This is a genomic window from Pseudomonas sp. MB-090624 (assembly GCF_003205245.1).
Taxonomy (GTDB): Bacteria; Pseudomonadota; Gammaproteobacteria; order Pseudomonadales; family Pseudomonadaceae; genus Aquipseudomonas; species Aquipseudomonas juntendi.
This window is the reverse complement of record NZ_QJRK01000019.1, coordinates 84350-100418: the sequence shown is the minus strand read 5'-3', so window position 1 is coordinate 100418 and position 16069 is coordinate 84350. Positions and strand designations below refer to the sequence as shown.

Sequence of the window (16069 nt, the reverse complement as noted above, 5' to 3'; positions counted from 1 at the left end):
ACCATCGGTTACGGACTGCCGGACTTCGCAGAGGAACTCAACTACGGAGTCGATCTATCAACCATCTGAGGGTGGTATCAGATTGATGGGGTGAAGGTGCCCCATCAACCATTAAATCCGTATACCCTTTTGGTTTAGCGCTCGTTCTGCTCGCGGTCAACCGTATTTTGGGGGCGGCTCTTGCGCCAATCGGTAATGCTGGAAGACCTTGGAACCCGGTGGTTCTCCATGGCCGGGTGGTCATTCGTCGGTTTTTAATGTGAGCCCACGCAGGTGGGAATGCGGAGCCTTCCCGCTCGCGTGGGCTTGGCCGAAAAAGCCCCAAGAGCGAGACTTGCAACGGCGACAGTCGCCACCTCTGTCGCCACGCTGCAGGCCAGGTAATACGTGGGTTGTCGCCACTGTCGCCGCTGTCGCCATCCTCCACTCGATAAACGAGGTGAGAGGATGGCGTGAACATCTCGCTTCTCATGCAACAGTATTTGCTACCGCATGCCCTGTGGCATATCGCGCCCAATCTTCCATCAGTATTCGCCGCTTTTCAAAAAGATCACCACGTCGATAAGCCGCCTCTACCGCATTCTCTACGGTGTGCGCGAGCGCCTGTTCACAGACCTCTCGAGGATAGTGAGTAACTTCACTCGCCCAATCCCTGAAAGTCGAACGGAATCCATGCGTCGTGAGATCGTTCCGCTTCATCCGACGCAATGCCATCAACATTGCCATATTGCTTAGAGGGCGCTTTTTGCGAGCCCCTGCAAATAGGTAATTGTTTCCTTCCACGCGAGGAAGCCCTGCGAGTAAATCCAATGCCGCTTTTGATAGAGGCACTCGGTGTTCCTTCCCTGCTTTCATCCTCGGCGCAGGAATGGTCCATACCCTTGCTGCGACATCAATCTCTGCCCACGTTGATTCAAGCACCTCACTGGTGCGGCAGGCCGTCAGGATGGTAAAGCGCAATGCTTTAGAGCTCAGATCATTTGCTTGCTCAAGGGGCGCCATGAAGGCGGGAAGCTCTGTCCACGACATTGCTGCGTGATGTTTCACAGCACGCACTTTTGCGCGAGGTGGTAGCAGTTTGTCCAGGTGTCCACGCCATCGAGCGGGGTTTTCTCCATCACGCAGCCCTCTGGCCTTTGCTGCATCGAGGACCAGTTCGATACGGTTTCGCAAACGGCTGGCGGATTCGGGTATTACTGTCCAAATCGGCTTGAGGATTTTCAGCACATGCTCAATGCCTATTTCCTGCGTCGGAAGATCGCCTATGACCTTGAACGCATAAGTACCCAGAGTGTTCTCCCACTGCTGGGCATGCTTGGCATTTTTCCAGCCTGCCCTGTGGGCAGTAATGTAGTCGAGAGCAACCTCTTTGAAAGTGATTGCTTTGGCCCTGGCTGCATCCTGAGCTAAACGTTCAGCTTCTTTTTCCAGCCGTTGCCGTTCCATCTCCTCGTTTCGGCTGGTAAGCGGATCGACGCCTGACTTGCTCAGTTTTCTGGCTTCTGCTGCTTTCTCACGAGCGACCGCAAGATTTACTTCGGGGTGCCTGCCCAGTCCCATGTCTCGGCTCTTGCCAGCAAGCTTGTAGCGGAAAATCCAGCTTGCGCCACCGGTACGGCCAAGTTTCAAGTAGAGGCCGTCACCATCGTTGGTCATTCCAGGGAGCCCCGATCTGACTATTTTTTCTACCGTTTTCGTCGTCAGAGATGCCATCACTCACTTCCTATTTGAAAGGATGATGACTCAATCTAAATGAATGCCAGCCCATACTCCAGCCCATACCTTGGCCCCTGGCTTCCCATAGTCACGCCTGGACCACAAAAGAAAATATCTGCGTCAACTGTATGTTTTTATAGCGTTTTAATAGAAATAATTAAACATCTATGGATTTCTAGAAACACTAAAATGACGGACTATCTCTCCGCCATACGCGAAGTAGCCGAAGCCCCCGAAAACGTTGAAGTTTTCGGGGGCTTCGTCGTTTTGGTGGTTTGGGTCAGGGCAGCCATAGGCAAAATGGTTCTGTGATGTTGTCGGTGGGCAGTGTTTTTATTGCCCTGGAATCGTGTTTGCCGGGCTGGCGCCTTCGCGGGCACGCCCGCTCCCACAGGGGACGGTGCTGCACCTGGAAACCTGTGGGAGCGGGCGTGCCCGCGAAGGGGCCGGTCCTGCCGACGCTGAGGACCGCAACATTTTGTCTTGAACTGCCAATAGCACCTTGGGCTACAATGCGGCCCTCTACTACACCACTCACGCCCAGGCCAAACGCCGTAATGATTACGCGCGCTGGGCGGTGACCTTTTCTGACATGGATTCGTTGGATGCTTCGCGCCGTACTGGTCTTCCTTTTTGCCCCGCGCCGGGCGGCTGAATTGCCGCTCGCGACCAGTGCCGCGCCCCCTCTCAAATCCCCGCACACCTTCGCCTGCCGCCGCCTGCCATTGGCTGCGGTACGCGGCTGTGCGCCCCATCGACAATGGAGTGCTCCACTTGCGTAAGAAATTCGTCGCGTCCCTTCTGGCGGTCGCCATCGCTTCTACCACGGCCTGTGCACAGCTCGGGATCAGCAAAGAGCAAGCGGGCACGGTGATCGGTGGCCTGGCTGGCGTTGCCATCGGTTCGACCTTGGGCAGTGGCAACGGCAAGATTGCCGCCGCGCTGATCGCGGGCGGTATTGGCGCCTACGTCGGCAACCGCATCGGCAATATGCTCGATGAGAAGGACCAGCAGGCCCTGGCGCTGCGCACCCAGGAAGTACTGAGCCAGCAACAGGCTACGGCCAGCGCCCAGCCCGTGACCTGGAAGTCCGACCACTCTGGTGCCAGCGCGCAGATCGTGCCAGGCAAGGAATACACCAAGACCAAGCAGGTCGAGGTCAAGCGCGCGCCCAAGATCCAGGCCGTGCCGTCGATGAAGCTGATCAACGAACCGTATGTGACCACCAGCGACAACCTGAACGTACGCGCCGCGCCGAACGCCTCTGGCGAGAAGGTCGGCAGCCTGAAGAACCACACCGAGTTCACCGCAGTGGGCGCCACCGGCGACTGGATCCTGGTCGGGCGCAAGGGGGTGACCGTGGGCTATGTGCACAAGGACTACGTGGAGCCCAAGGCGCAGGCCGTGGCCAAGCGCGTGACCCCGGCGGTAAACCTGGACGAATTGGACGTTGCCGCCAGCAAGGAAACCCAGGCCTTCGACCTGGACTCGCTGCAGTCGCTGCCCACCCAGACCGTTGCCGCCGAAGCGGCCTGCCGCCCGGTCACCGTCAGCCTGAAGGCGCAAAACGGCAAGACCGAACAAGAGCAGAACACCTTCTGCAAACAAGCCAACGGCACCTGGGAACTGATCTGAGGACTCCATGAAAAAGCACGCGCTCGCGCTGGCTGTGATCGGCGCTTGTGGTCTGGTACCGCAAGCGTTCGCCCATGAGCTGGCCTATTCCAAGAAAGACAACATCAAGGTCGAAGTGCCTGGCGATGCCAGCACCTGGTGCAAACCCCAGGTCGACCTGACCATCAGCCGCCCAGCCTGGGATAACCAGGAGCTGCTGACGGGCCTGCTGAGCAAGCTGCCGTTCGTGTTTGCCAAGGACTGCTCGACCGCCAAGGTGAGTTGGAAGGCGGTCGATGGCAACGGCAAGCTTTACGCCAGCGGCTCGGGCAATGCCAGCAACCTGGGGCTGGTGACACTGGCTGCTGCACCTGCCGTTGCCGCCCCGGCGCCTGCTGCACCGCAACCGGTACCGGAACCGGCAGCGGAGCAGGCAGCTGCCCCGACCCCGGCACCTGCCACGGCAGCGGCGCCGGCAGCCGCCGAACCCGCCCCCGCGCCGGCACAACCGGCACCGGCGCCCGCCGTAGCCGCAGAACCAGCGCCTGCTGCGCCCGCCCAAGCCCCTGCTGCACCACCCGCGGCGGCCCCAGCCCCAGCAGTGGCCGCAGCCCCGAGCTCGGACTTTGGCCGCCCGGTGGTCCTGGCAAACCCCAACCTGATGCAGGTAACCGACGGCGCCGGCTGCAAATGGGTACTGAGCAAATCGATCATCGGTGCAGGCGACACCCTGTCGTTCGGCACCACCCCTGCCATGCCGTGCCCGGCATCCGGCTTTGGCCAAGGCAGCTTCGACAGAATCAGCTGGAAAGCGGTGGGTACCTATCGTGGCGATAACTGGGACAAGGTCTATGCCCACCCCAGTGGCCTGATCTTCACCAAGCGCCTGGAGGCCGCAGTGAAGGACAAGGCGGTTTCCTACCTGACTGCCGACGCAGACCAGGCCGCATTCCTGGTGGGTGAGATCCCCGGCCGGCAGATGAAGGTGTACCTGACCTTCAGCCGTTCCAGCTATGGCGTATTGCGCCCGTTCGGCAGCGACCCGTACTACGTGGCGGTCACCCCGGACGAATCATTTGCCCTGGACCCGGCCAAGTACAAGGAGGCCGCGCTGGAGATCTTCGACCTGGTCAAGACCGCCTCGCCGTCCACCACCGATGTGGCCACCCTGTTGATCGTCAAGGACATCTCGGCCATCACCAACAGCCTTTGGGGCAATGACGCGCAGAAGATCACCCGCAACCGCATCGGCATCAACCGCCAAGGCCTGTTCTTCGATGTGCGCGACGGTGCCAACTGGGCGGTACAGCGTGAGCAGCAGCGCCAGCGCGAGCTGCGCCAGCGCCAGCAGGAACTGGCGCGCGTGCACACCCGTGTGCTGGAGCGCTACCAGCAGCTGCAGGACGGCATGAGCGAGTTCAAGGGGCGTGAAACCGAGGCGCTGGCGCAGATGGCCGGCATCAAGGTGCGCTTCGCGTCGCCACTGGAGCAGCAGAACCCGGCGACCTCGGCCACTGTGGCGACGATGATGGTGCATGTAACCGGCAAGCAGGGCGACTTCTACAGCATCGACTTCCCGAGCAAAGGCCGCCTGGTCGCGGACGAGGAATACGGCGAGGGCTGGTACGTAACCCAAGTGGCCAACGCCACGCCGTACTACCCGCTGGACGACGGCCGCGCGGTGCCCACCTACCGCGCCTACAGCGCCGGCGAGCCAGAGGCCTGCAAGCAGGAACACTGTGCCGACCGCGTATCGTTCGGTGCCGTACTGGCCAAGGAATTCCCCAACGCCGGCATCGATTTCAGCTGGACCCCCGAGGTCTCCCAACAGTACGTGAACGACTGGAACAACGCTTCCGCCATGGTCCAGTGAGGCAAACACCATGATCAAACAGATGAACAAGAAGCAGCTGCTGATGGGCGGTGTGGCCGCAGCGGTGCTGGTGCTCGGCGGTGGCTATGCCCTGCTTTCCAGCTCGGGCAAGAAGGCTGCGATGGCCTACTACGACGACTTCAAGGAGCGCTACTTCCTGGAAGACGTCTTGTCCGAGGGCGACATTTCCTACTCGGCGTTTTCCGGCAACCTGACCGTGGCCGACCCGGAGATCCGCGTGGCCGCCGCACAGACCAACGGGGCTCAGCAGTTCATGCGCGGCCTGTCAGGCCTGATGGAGTCGGTGCAGGGCAGTTCGGCTGAGGAAGGCCTGGCCGGTTGGGCCAAGTACCAGCTCAACGCCAGCCGTGATGTGGCCGGCGTGTACCTGAAGGCAGATGCGCTGAAGCTGGCCCACGACGGGGACAGCAAGGACGGCAGCATCCATGTGCAGTTGCTGGGCATGCAGATGGGCAACCCGTTCGTGGCCACCAAGGGCGCCGAGGTGGTATTGGTGGCCGATGTCAGCGACGAGATCCAGCCACGGGCCGAGCTGCTCGCCAACGGGCGCGCCGCCCCGTCGAGTTTCAACTGGGGGGGCAACATGGCCGTGCGCCAGCCGGTGACCGGTGCCTTCCTGGTCAGCAGTACCGGCGACTTTGGTACCACGGTCGACCTGGACTTCACCATCAAGCGCTCCAGCGACGGTGAAGGCTCGATGACGTTCGTGGTTACCCACCGCAACGACGGCTCCAAGGTCGGTGAGATCGTGCGCAAGGCCGAGTTCCAGTCGCTGCCGGAGCTGGACGATGTTGAAACCCAGCTCAAGAGCGCCCTGAGTGCCATGGTGATCGGCGCCTACAGCGCGTATTCCGGCCAGGCGGTGCTGGCGGAGGCGGTGAGCGGCTTTGCCCGCAAGGCCAAGGTCGAGAACTACACCTTGAGCTACAGCGGCTTCAAGCCGCTCAAGCAGGCGTTCAACGATTACCAGCAGCGGGTTCCCAAGGCCAAGTTCGCGGCATTCTGCCAGGACGTGGGGCTGTCATCGTGGAGCAGTGATTTCGGCGCGAAGGCGAAGAACCACAGCGACTCCGAATGTGCCATCGGGCAGAAGCTGGTCGAAGACGGCCAGTTCGAGGAAACCTACACCTTCAAGGAAGGCAAGAGCCTGTTCGCGGCAGTGTTCGTGAGCAAGGCGTACCAGCTGGAAACCGATTGATAGGGAAGGGCTGAGCATTTAAGACCCTGCGACTTGGATCCAATGCTCAGTTTCTGTATCATCCCGCCGCCATCAGACGATGGCCGCAAATGTTTCATTTAAAGGACTTAGTAATGAAAAAGCTGTTCAAGGCCACTGTAGCCGTTGCTGTCGTTTCGGGTGTTGCCCTGCTGTCGGGTTGCACTGGCCAGGTTTACAACCAACCGAAAAACTGCACCTACGACTACCTGTTCCACCCTTCGGTTTCCATCTCCAAGATCATCGGTGGCTGCGGCCCGATCGACAAACTGCCTCAGCAGCAGTAATCTTGGCGGTACCCTGATCGCGCCCCTTGCGGCGTGATCCAATGCCCCCGGTCATGCAAATGGCCGGGGGTTTTTGTTGTCCGGGCAAGGGTTACCAGCGCAGCGAAACGGTGCCGAGCAAGGTGCGCTCTTCACCCCAGTAGCAGCGCCCGGCGTTATTGCAGCCTGCCACGTATTCTTTGTCGAACAGGTTGCGCGCGTTCACCTCTACCGACCAGTTGTCGTCTATCTCGTAGCCTACCTTGGCGTCCACCAAGGTTACGTCACCCGTATCCAGCGTGCCGTACAGGCTGGCCGGGGTGTAGGCGAAGGTGCTGTCGAAGTGGCGCACGCCGCCGCCAAGCTGCAGGCCCTTGAGCAGCCCGTCACGCCAGCGGTAGGTGCCCCATACCGATGCCTGGTTGCGCGGCACGCCGGTCATCTGGTGGTCTTCGTACAACGACCCAGCCACGTCCTTGGTAATGCGCGAATCGGTGTAGGTGTAGGCGGCCGTCAGGTTGACGTGCTCGCTGAGGTCGCTGTTCAGTTCAAGCTCCACACCTTTGGCGCGGCTGGCGCCGATCTGACGGTAGTCACCCACGGCCGCGTCGTAGAGCACATCGTCCTTTTTGCGCAGGTCGAACACCGATGCGGTAACGGCGGTGTTCCAGCCCTTGGGTTCGTACTTGATGCCGAGTTCGTACTGCTCGCTGGTGGTGGGGTCGAGTGGGCCGCTTCTGCTTTCGGTCTGCTGGGTCGGGGCGAAGGCGGTGGCATAGCTGGCGTACGGTGACAGGCCATTGTCGAACTGGTACATCACGCCGGTTTGCCAGGTGAACTTGCTGTCCCAGCTGTTCATGTCGGCCGCGGCGTTGAGGGTGCCTGCCTTGTTGCGGTACTGGCTGTTGACCCGGTCCAGGCGCCCGCCCAGCAGCAGCACCCACCGGTCGACCTTGGTTTGCAGCTGGCTATAGAGGCCGTACATGGTCTGTTCCAGCAGGGCGTTCTGCACAGGCGTCGGCGTACTCGGCTTGCCGTTCCAGACCGGCGCGAATACGTTGATGGTGCCGCCGTTGCCGGCATTCCAGTCCTGGTTGAATGAGGTGCGGTCCAGGCTCAGCCCTGCCAGCACGGTGTGGTCGAAGGCGCCGGGGGTGAAGTGGCCTTCGAACTGGTTGTCCAGCGAGTAGGCAATGGACTTGTTATAGCGGTCGTAGGCTGTGTTGCCGAGGGTACTGCCGAAGCCGTTGTCGTTCAGGTTGCCTGGCCACATTTCCTGGCGGTCGATGCGCGACTGCAGGTAGCGCGAGTTCTGGCGGAACTGCCAGGTGTCGTTGAAGCGGTGGCTGAACGCGTACCCCAGGCTCCAGGTTTCCCGCTCGAAGTTGTCCCAGTCCGGGTTGCCGGACAACTGGTCCTTGTCGATCTTGCCGTTGGGGTTGTGCAGCAGGGTACCGGCGGCGGGGAAGCCCAGCTCCATCAGGGTGCGGTCGCGCTGATAGGTGGCCAGCACGGTCAGGCTGTTGTCATCATCGAAATTCAGCGTCAGCGAAGGGGCAAGGTACAGGCGGTCGTCGGGCTGGTGGTCGACCTGGGTATCGGCGTTGCGGCCCAGCATCACCAGGCGGCCCAGTACATTGCCCGCATCGGTCAATGGCCCGGAAATGTCCACGCCCAGCTGGCGGCGGTTGTGCGAGCCGTAGCTCAGTTGCACTTCCCCGCGGGGCTCGGCGGTGGGCTGCTTGCTGACCAGGTTGACCACGCCGCCGGGGGCGTTTTCACCGTACAGGATCGAAGTCGGCCCGCGGAACACTTCCACCCGCTCCAGGCCATAGGGTTCGCTGCTGGTGTCGTAGCGGTTGCCCTGTACCCGCAGGCCGTCGCGCAGCAGGCCATAACCGTAATCGGTAGCGTTGAAGCCGCGGATGAAGAACAGGTCGCCGGCCTGGCCATCGCCGCCGGCGAAGGGCGGCGAGAAAATGCCCGGCACATAGCCCAGCACTTCGGTGAGGGTTTGTGACTGCTGGTCGTCCAGGCGCTGGCGGGTCACCACCGAGACAGAGCGGGGGGTATCGGCCAGGGCGCTGCTGGTCTTGCTGGCCGTGCTGCTGGCGACCGCACGGTAACCCGTGTCGCTCTGGCCGTTGCTGACCAGCAGGGTGGCTGCATTGATCGCGGTAGCGTCCAGTTGCAGGGCGTTGCCCTCGGCCAGCGGTTGCAGCACATAGCCGGCGTTGCCTTGTGCAACCGCTTGCAAGCCACTGCCCTGTAGCAGGCGGGCCAGGCCCTGGGCCACGCTGTAGCGGCCTTGCAGGCCTTGGCTGAGCTTGCCGGCGGCCAGCTCGTTGCTGCCGGCCAGGTAGATGCCGGCCTGGCTGCTGAACTGGTTGAGGGCGCTGGCGAGCGAGCCGGGGGCGATATCGAAGCGGGTTTCGGCGGGCTGTTCGGCATGGGCCAGGTTGGCCGGCAACATCAGCGGTGCGGCGGCACACAGCGAAAGGGGCGCGGCAAGCGCCAGGCGAAGCATGGGTTGGAAGGGCGTCGGCATGCGGGTCTCTGGAGTCGGTAAGGTGAGTTGGACGGGCTATGCCGGGTTAACCGAACGCGATTGGAAAAAGGGAACTGGCTTGGCATTAATTTTCATAACTGATGAACATCGCGTCGCCTGCTTCGCGGGCTCGCCCGCTCCCACAGGTACTGCGCCGGCTTCGCGTTCACGCTGTCTCTGTGGGAGCGGGCATGCCCGCGAAGAATCCAGCGCGATGCAAGGCGCTGGGTTCAAAGGTGTTCAGGTATCAAGCCGGCTCGACTGTGACCCACCACGGCGTCAGCCGCTGCACCCGCACCGGCAGTGCCGCTTGCAGCAATTCCAGCGCCCGGTCGGTATCGTTGAGCGGAAACGCCCCCATCACCGACAACGTCGCCACCTCCGGGTGCCAGCCCAGGTGCCCATGGCGGTAGCGCCCAAGGGTTTGCAGCAAATGCGCCAAGGGCATGCCTTCGGCGTTCAGCCTGTGCTGAACCCACGACTCGCCTGCGCTTTGCGCCGCGCGGGTAGCGCCCACGGCCCGCGCATTGAACGCCAACTGCTGCCCGGCCTGCACAGTGCGGCGTTCGCCGCCAAGCGCGGTGCACACCTCCACGGCGCCGGCGTACACGGCCAGCCGGGTGTTTTCGCCCTGCTGGCACACGGCAAAGCGCGTACCCAGGGCGTGCATGCGCCCTTGCGCGGTGTCGACGAAGAACGGCCGGCGTGGGTCGTGGGCCGTTTCCACCAGCAGTTCGCCGAAGCGCAGCGCCAACACCCGGCTGCGCGGGGTGAACTGCAAATCCACGGCACTTTGTGCGGCCAGCCACAGTTGGCTGCCATCGGCCAGGCGGGTTTCGCGGATTTCACCGATACCAGTGGCCAGGTCTGCCCCCCAACCCGCCAGGGGTGCGCCTTGCCAGGCCCGCCAGCCCAGCAGCGAGCCCGCGCCCAGCACCAGCAGCGACTTGAGCCCGCTGCGCCGGCTGAAGCGGCGCGCGTCCTGCTGGCGCAATGCCTGGCTGGCCGCCACCCCTTCGCCCTGCAGTGGGGCAAAGCGCTGGCCCACCCGCTGCACATAGTGCCAGGCCGCCTGATGGTCGCTGTGCTGCTGCAGCCAGTGCAGCCATTGCTGGTGCAACTGAGGGGTGGCATGTTCGTCCTGCAATTGCACGTACCAGTGGGCGGCCTGCTGCAGGCTGGTGTGGCTGAGCGTGTGGGCGGGTGCGGTCATGGCGTTACTCCACCAGCAAGCCGTCAAGTTCGGCTTCCAGAATGGCGCAGTGCAGAAACGCCTGGGCCAGGTACTTCTTGATCATGCGTTCGCTCACGCCCAGGTGGGCGGCAATGTCGCGGTAGGCCAGGCCGTCTATCTGCGCCAGCAGGAACGCCTGGCGCACCTTGCCCGGCAAGCGCAGCAGCATGGCATCCACCTCGTGCAGGGTTTCGACGATGATCGCGCGTTGTTCGGGGGAGGGCTGCACGGCCTCGGGCTGCAGGGCCAGGTACTGTAACCAGGCGTGCTCCAGCTTCTGCCGGCGCCAGTGGTCCACGCACAGGCCGCGGGCGATGGTCGCCAGGTACGAGCGCTGGCCACGCTCGCCACCCTGCGGCAGCGGGCGTTTGAGCATCCGCACGAAGGTGTCCTGAACCAGGTCGGCGGCATCGCAGCGGCAACCCAGCCGGCGGTACAAAAAGCCGAGCAGCCAGCGCGAATGGCTGTGGTACAGGCGATGAAGCGGGTGATTCAACTCGGGTATCGAAACCACGGCGGCATCCGGCGCGAGCGCGAAAGGGTGCGAATGAGAAATGATCGCAATAGTAGGGCTGTCGGCGCAATACTGCAATCGGCAAGATGTTTTGCCTGCGCGCCATGGGACAACCTGCCGCCTTGACGTAAAGGGCTGCAATTTGTTTGTGCAGGCATTTCAAGTACAATCGGCAAAACGATTCAGCCAAGTCAGTCAATTCGACAAAGGCAGGGTCGTTTTCTCGTTCTCTAGCTGCTGAACAATGATCAATAACAAGCCTGCGCTGAAGAACACGCTTTACTTGGGCCAGCCACAGGCCCTCCCTCTGTTCTTATGACTGGAATTGATCAATGTTCAAGAAAGCTGGCAAGACCTTGCTGGGTCTGGCTGTCGCTGCAAGCTGCATGCAAGCGCACGCCGCAGAAACCAAGAAAGTCGACGTACTGCTGGTCGGCGGCGGCATCATGAGCTCCACCCTGGCCGTGTGGCTGCACGAGCTGGAGCCAAGCTGGTCGATGGAAATGGTCGAGCGCCTGGACGGCGTGGCCGAAGAAAGCTCCAACGGCTGGAACAACGCCGGTACCGGCCACTCGGCGCTGGCCGAGCTGAACTACACCCCGGAAGACAAAGACGGCAACATCAATATCTCCAAGGCCATCGAAATCAACGAGGCCTTCCAGATTTCCCGTCAGTTCTGGTCGTGGCAGGTCCGCCAGGGCGTGCTGAAGAACCCGCATTCGTTCATCAACACCACCCCGCACATGAGCTTCGTCTGGGGCGATGACAACATCAAGTTCCTGAAGAAGCGTTACGACGCGCTGCAGGCCAGCCCGCTGTTCCGCCCGATGCAGTACTCCGAGGACCACGCGCAGATCGCCAAGTGGGTCCCGCTGATGATGGAAGGCCGCGACCCTAGCCAGAAGCTGGCCGTGACCTGGACGCCAATCGGCACCGACGTGAACTTCGGCGAGATCACCCGCCAGTTCGTTGGCCACCTGCAAACCCAGAAAGGCTTCGACCTGAAGCTGTCCAGCGAAGTGCAGGACATCACCCGCAACAAGGATGGCTCCTGGCACGTCGAGTACAAGAACCTGAAGGACGGTACCGAGTCGGCCACCGACGCCAAGTTCCTGTTCATCGGTGCCGGCGGTGGTGCCCTGAAGCTGCTGCAGAAGTCGGGCATTCCTGAAGCCAAGGAATACGCAGGCTTCCCGGTGGGTGGCTCGTTCCTGGTCACCGAGAACCCGACCGTGGCCATGCAGCACATGGCCAAGGCCTACGGTATTGCTTCGACCGGCGCGCCACCCATGTCGGTACCGCACCTGGACACCCGCGTGCTGGACGGCAAGCGCGTGGTCCTGTTTGGCCCGTTCGCCACCTTCTCGACCAAGTTCCTGAAGAACGGTTCGTACCTGGACCTGCTGAGCACCACCACCCCCCACAACGTGTGGCCGATGACCAAGGTCGGTATCGAGCAGTACCCGCTGGTGGAGTACCTCGCTGGCCAGCTGATGCTGTCTGACGACGACCGCTTCGAAGCCCTGCGCACCTACTTCCCGAACGCCAAGAAGGAAGACTGGAAACTGTGGCAGGCCGGCCAGCGCGTGCAGATCATCAAGCGTGATGCCGAGAAGGGCGGTGTGCTGAAGCTGGGTACCGAAGTGGTGGCCTCCGAAGACCGCACCATCGCAGGCCTGCTGGGTGCCTCGCCAGGTGCTTCGACCGCTGCGCCGATCATGCTCAACGTGCTGGAAACCGTGTTCAAGGAGAAGGTCGCTACCCCAGAGTGGCAGGCCAAGATCAAGCAGATCGTTCCGAGCTATGGCACCAAGCTCAATGATTCGGCAGCGGCCACCCAGAAAGAGTGGAACTACACCGCTGAAGTACTGCAACTGGAGAAGCCACCGGTGATCGACGCCAGCGTCGGTACCACCGTTGCGCCAAGCCAACCGGTTGAAAGCAAGCCAGAGAACGACATGGCGCTGTAATTGGCCGCCAGGTTGTGACCGAAAGCCACGGGGGTGACCTCGTGGCTTTTTTGTTGCCTGTTTGGGGCTGTTTGCGGCGCAGGGCAGGTATTACTGCTGGCGCAGAATGCACGCCAGCAACCCCGGGAAGCGGGCCTCCAGCATTTCGCTGCGCAGCGAATTCATATGGGTTGTGCCCACATTGCGGGTATGCACCAACCCTGCATCACGCAAGACGCGAAAGTGGTGGGACATGCTCGACTTGGGCCGGCCGCCGTCCAGTTCGCCGCACGTGGCTTCGGCCACACCGGCCAGCTGGCGCACGATGCCCATGCGCACGGGGTCGCTCAGGGCGTACAGCAGGCGCTCCAGCACCAGGTCTTCAGGGTTGGGATGTTTATAGGCTCGCATGCTGCACATGATACCGGGGGTTTCCATTATTGCCATAGTTCGATTATGATCGAACAATCGTATCCATATAGCCCGGGAGTTTCCCATGTCCGCGTTGTTCCAACCTTACACCCTCAAGGACGTCACCCTGCGCAACCGCATCGCCATTCCGCCGATGTGCCAGTACATGGCCGAGGACGGCATGATCAACGACTGGCACCATGTGCACCTGGCCGGCATGGCCCGTGGCGGTGCCGGCTTGCTGGTGGTCGAAGCCACGGCGGTGGCACCGGAGGGGCGCATTACCCCCGGTTGCGCCGGCATCTGGAGCGACGCCCATGCCCAGGCGTTCGTACCGGTGGTACAGGCGATCAAGGCAGCAGGTTCGGTACCGGGCATCCAGATCGCCCACGCCGGGCGCAAGGCCAGCGCCAACCGGCCCTGGGAAGGTGACGACCATATTGCCGCCGACGATGCCCGCGGCTGGGAAACCATTGCCCCGTCGGCCATTGCCTTTGGTGCACACCTGCCAAAAGTGCCGCGTGCCATGACTCTGGACGACATCGCCCGGGTCAAGCAGGACTTCGTCGATGCCGCCCGCCGTGCACGCGATGCCGGCTTCGAGTGGATCGAGCTGCACTTTGCCCACGGCTACCTGGGGCAGAGCTTCTTCTCCGAGCATTCCAACAAGCGTACCGATGCCTACGGTGGCAGTTTCGACAACCGCAGCCGCTTCCTGCTGGAAACCCTGGCTGCAGTACGTGAAGTGTGGCCAGAAAACCTGCCGCTGACGGCGCGTTTTGGCGTGTTGGAATACGACGGCCGTGATGAGCAGACCCTGGAAGAGTCGATCGAGTTGGCGCGGCGGTTCAAGGCTGGCGGCCTGGACCTGCTGAGCGTGAGTGTCGGCTTTACCATCCCTGATACCAACATCCCATGGGGCCCGGCGTTCATGGGGCCGATTGCCGAGCGTGTGCGCCGTGAAGCCAAGCTGCCGGTGACGTCGGCGTGGGGTTTCGGTACCCCGCAGCTGGCCGAAGCGGCATTGCAGGCCAACCAGCTGGACCTGGTGTCGGTAGGCCGCGCGCACCTGGCCGACCCGCACTGGGCCTACTTTGCGGCCAAGGAGCTGGGGGTGGAAAAAGCCTCCTGGACCTTGCCAGCGCCTTATGCGCACTGGCTTGAGCGTTATCGCTGATATCGAGCGCCGCCCGCGCGGCGCATCGCGAGCTGGCGCTCGCTCCTACGTTTGTTTCGGGCCAGTCCATCCTGTGTCAGGCGCACGCGACCGCCTTTTCGTACGACGCGATATCGCGCCATACACCAAGGCGTTCGCGCGCAACACCCACAGGCATAATTGGCCAGAAACAAACGTAGGAGCGAGCGCCAGCTCGCGATGCGCCGCGCGGGCGGCGCTCGATCTCCCAAACCCTGAAGATGCCGCGCCGAGTGATGCCATCGGCAAGCCCCTAGAATCTCCCAAAACGGCCCAGCCGGTAAGCCGCCAGCTCGGCCCCGCCAGCCCGCTCGGCCAAACGCCCCACCCATTGCGCCGTGACCGCCGCCTGGGTCAACCCCAGGTGTTGGTGCCCGAACGCCAACAGCACCCGCCCGTCACACACACGGTCGATCACCGGCAGTGAATCGGGCAGCGAAGGCCGAAAGCCCATCCACGGCGTGGCGCCTTCAACACTCAGCTCCTGCTGAAACAAGCCTTTGCTCAAGCGGTGCAACTGCCACGCCCGCTGCATGCTCGGCGGCGCCTCCAGCCCGGCGAACTCCACCGTGCCCGCCAGGCGCAGGCCATCGGCCATGGGGGTCATGATGAACTTGCGCTCCAGCGAAGTGACCGCAAAGGGCAGGCGCTGGTGTTCGCCAGGCAGCATCAGGTGGTAGCCACGCTCGGTGTCCAGCGGCACCCGTTTGCCGGTCAGGGCAGCGGTGAGCCGTGCCGAATGCGCACCGCAACTGAGCAGCACCTGGCGGGCGTTGAACGTGCCCTGGGCGCTGGCCAGGCTGACCCCGCCGCTGTGCAGGTGGCCACCCTCTACCTGCGCTTGCACAAAGCGCACGCCGCTGGCCTTGGCCGCCTCGAACAACGCGCAGACCACCCGGTAGGGGTCGATGAAATGCCCGGTCCTGGGGAAAAACAACCCGCCAAGCAACGACTCGCTCAGCTGGGGCGCGGCTGCGCGTACGGCGTGTGCCGACCAGTAATCCACGGGCACGGCCTGCTGTTGCAGGCGACCCTGCAACGCCGCCAGCGCCTGCCGTGATTCGGGGCGCTCGAACACCAGCAGCGAGCCCGCTGCGTGGAACAGCTCGCTGCGCCCGATCGAGCCCAGCAGCTGTTGCCAGGCACCCAGGCTGGCTTCGTTCAACCGGCGAATGCCGGCCACGCTGCGCTGGAACGGCGCCGGGCGCAGGTTAAGCAGCAGCCGGGTGAACCACGGCATGGCCTTGGGCAGGTACTTCCAGTCCAGCCGCAGCGGGCCCATGGGGTCGAGCAGCATGCGTGGCAGGCGCTTGAGGATCGACAGGTCGGCAATCGGGAACACTTGCTCGGTCGCCAGGTGCCCGGCATTGCCGAACGAGGCGCCATGGCCGGGCGCCTGGCGGTCGAGTAGGGTGACCCGGCGGCCCTGACGGGCCAGTTGCAGGGCGCAGGCGACGCCGACGATGCCGGCGCCCACCACGGCGATGTCGGTTTCAGCGGTTTGGTGCATGC

The 16069-nt window shown here is 62.8% G+C and carries 12 protein-coding genes; 6 read left to right on the top strand and 6 right to left on the bottom strand.

Annotation, left to right across the window (positions count from 1 at the left end):
• Positions 1–468: 468 nt before the first annotated feature.
• Positions 469–1713 (bottom strand): site-specific integrase, encoded by a 1245-nt coding sequence (locus tag DMX12_RS12670; RefSeq protein ID WP_032892912.1) that lies wholly within the window; start codon positions 1711–1713, stop codon positions 469–471.
• A gap of 777 nt (positions 1714–2490) precedes the next feature.
• On the opposite strand from DMX12_RS12670, the gene DMX12_RS12655 reads away from it, so the two are divergent.
• From DMX12_RS12655 to DMX12_RS12640, 4 genes are all read left to right on the top strand, one after another.
• A complete protein-coding gene (locus DMX12_RS12655) occupies positions 2491–3351 on the top strand; it encodes an SH3 domain-containing protein (RefSeq protein WP_009681801.1) in 861 nt (286 codons plus the stop codon).
• Positions 3352–3358: 7 nt separating this feature from the next.
• Positions 3359–5203, top strand: a complete 1845-nt coding sequence (locus tag DMX12_RS12650) for a hypothetical protein (RefSeq protein WP_110677871.1) — start codon at positions 3359–3361, stop codon at positions 5201–5203.
• A 10-nt stretch (positions 5204–5213) separates the two neighbouring features.
• Positions 5214–6422: a hypothetical protein gene (locus DMX12_RS12645; RefSeq protein ID WP_110677869.1), complete on the top strand. Its 1209-nt coding sequence runs from the start codon at positions 5214–5216 to the stop codon at positions 6420–6422.
• 113 nt (positions 6423–6535) lie between these two features.
• Positions 6536–6727 (top strand): YhfL family protein, encoded by a 192-nt coding sequence (locus DMX12_RS12640; protein ID WP_003254720.1) that lies wholly within the window; start codon positions 6536–6538, stop codon positions 6725–6727.
• Positions 6728–6818: 91 nt separating this feature from the next.
• On the opposite strand, the gene DMX12_RS12635 is transcribed toward DMX12_RS12640, so the two are convergent.
• The 3 genes from DMX12_RS12635 to DMX12_RS12625 form a co-directional block, all read right to left on the bottom strand.
• Positions 6819–9254, bottom strand: a complete 2436-nt coding sequence (locus DMX12_RS12635; protein WP_110677867.1) for a TonB-dependent siderophore receptor — start codon at positions 9252–9254, stop codon at positions 6819–6821.
• Positions 9255–9501: 247 nt separating this feature from the next.
• A complete protein-coding gene (locus tag DMX12_RS12630) occupies positions 9502–10467 on the bottom strand; it encodes a FecR domain-containing protein (protein WP_110677865.1) in 966 nt (321 codons plus the stop codon).
• Between the two features lie 4 nt (positions 10468–10471).
• Positions 10472–11002 (bottom strand): sigma-70 family RNA polymerase sigma factor, encoded by a 531-nt coding sequence (locus DMX12_RS12625; RefSeq protein WP_110677863.1) that lies wholly within the window; start codon positions 11000–11002, stop codon positions 10472–10474.
• Between the two features lie 332 nt (positions 11003–11334).
• Here DMX12_RS12625 and mqo point away from each other — a divergent pair, with 332 nt between their 5' ends.
• Positions 11335–12972, top strand: coding sequence for a malate dehydrogenase (quinone) (gene mqo, locus DMX12_RS12620; protein ID WP_110677862.1), 1638 nt, complete (start codon positions 11335–11337; stop codon positions 12970–12972).
• A gap of 90 nt (positions 12973–13062) precedes the next feature.
• On the opposite strand, the gene DMX12_RS12615 is transcribed toward mqo, so the two are convergent.
• Entirely contained in the window at positions 13063–13398 is a 336-nt protein-coding gene (locus DMX12_RS12615) for a helix-turn-helix transcriptional regulator (protein WP_029886571.1), read from the bottom strand.
• A 49-nt stretch (positions 13399–13447) separates the two neighbouring features.
• Between DMX12_RS12615 and xenA the strand changes: the two genes are divergently transcribed.
• Positions 13448–14539: a xenobiotic reductase XenA gene (gene xenA, locus DMX12_RS12610; protein ID WP_029886570.1), complete on the top strand. Its 1092-nt coding sequence runs from the start codon at positions 13448–13450 to the stop codon at positions 14537–14539.
• Positions 14540–14810: 271 nt separating this feature from the next.
• Here the strand turns inward: xenA and DMX12_RS12605 are convergent, their stop codons facing one another.
• Positions 14811–16067, bottom strand: a complete 1257-nt coding sequence (locus DMX12_RS12605) for an FAD-binding oxidoreductase (RefSeq protein ID WP_110677859.1) — start codon at positions 16065–16067, stop codon at positions 14811–14813.
• Positions 16068–16069: the final 2 nt, after the last annotated feature.

Bases quoted from the DNA above. Each gene is read 5' to 3' on its own strand.
- DMX12_RS12615 (WP_029886571.1), bottom strand. From the start codon at position 13,398: ATGGCAATAATGGAAACCCCCGGTATCATGTGCAGCATGCGAGCCTAT.
- DMX12_RS12645 (WP_110677869.1), top strand. From the start codon at position 5,214: ATGATCAAACAGATGAACAAGAAGCAGCTGCTGATGGGCGGTGTGGCC.
- DMX12_RS12635 (WP_110677867.1), bottom strand. From the start codon at position 9,254: ATGCCGACGCCCTTCCAACCCATGCTTCGCCTGGCGCTTGCCGCGCCC.
- DMX12_RS12650 (WP_110677871.1), top strand. From the start codon at position 3,359: ATGAAAAAGCACGCGCTCGCGCTGGCTGTGATCGGCGCTTGTGGTCTG.
- DMX12_RS12630 (WP_110677865.1), bottom strand. From the start codon at position 10,467: ATGACCGCACCCGCCCACACGCTCAGCCACACCAGCCTGCAGCAGGCC.
- DMX12_RS12605 (WP_110677859.1), bottom strand. From the start codon at position 16,067: ATGCACCAAACCGCTGAAACCGACATCGCCGTGGTGGGCGCCGGCATC.
- xenA (WP_029886570.1), top strand. From the start codon at position 13,448: ATGTCCGCGTTGTTCCAACCTTACACCCTCAAGGACGTCACCCTGCGC.
- DMX12_RS12670 (WP_032892912.1), bottom strand. From the start codon at position 1,713: ATGGCATCTCTGACGACGAAAACGGTAGAAAAAATAGTCAGATCGGGG.
- mqo (WP_110677862.1), top strand. From the start codon at position 11,335: ATGTTCAAGAAAGCTGGCAAGACCTTGCTGGGTCTGGCTGTCGCTGCA.
- DMX12_RS12640 (WP_003254720.1), top strand. From the start codon at position 6,536: ATGAAAAAGCTGTTCAAGGCCACTGTAGCCGTTGCTGTCGTTTCGGGT.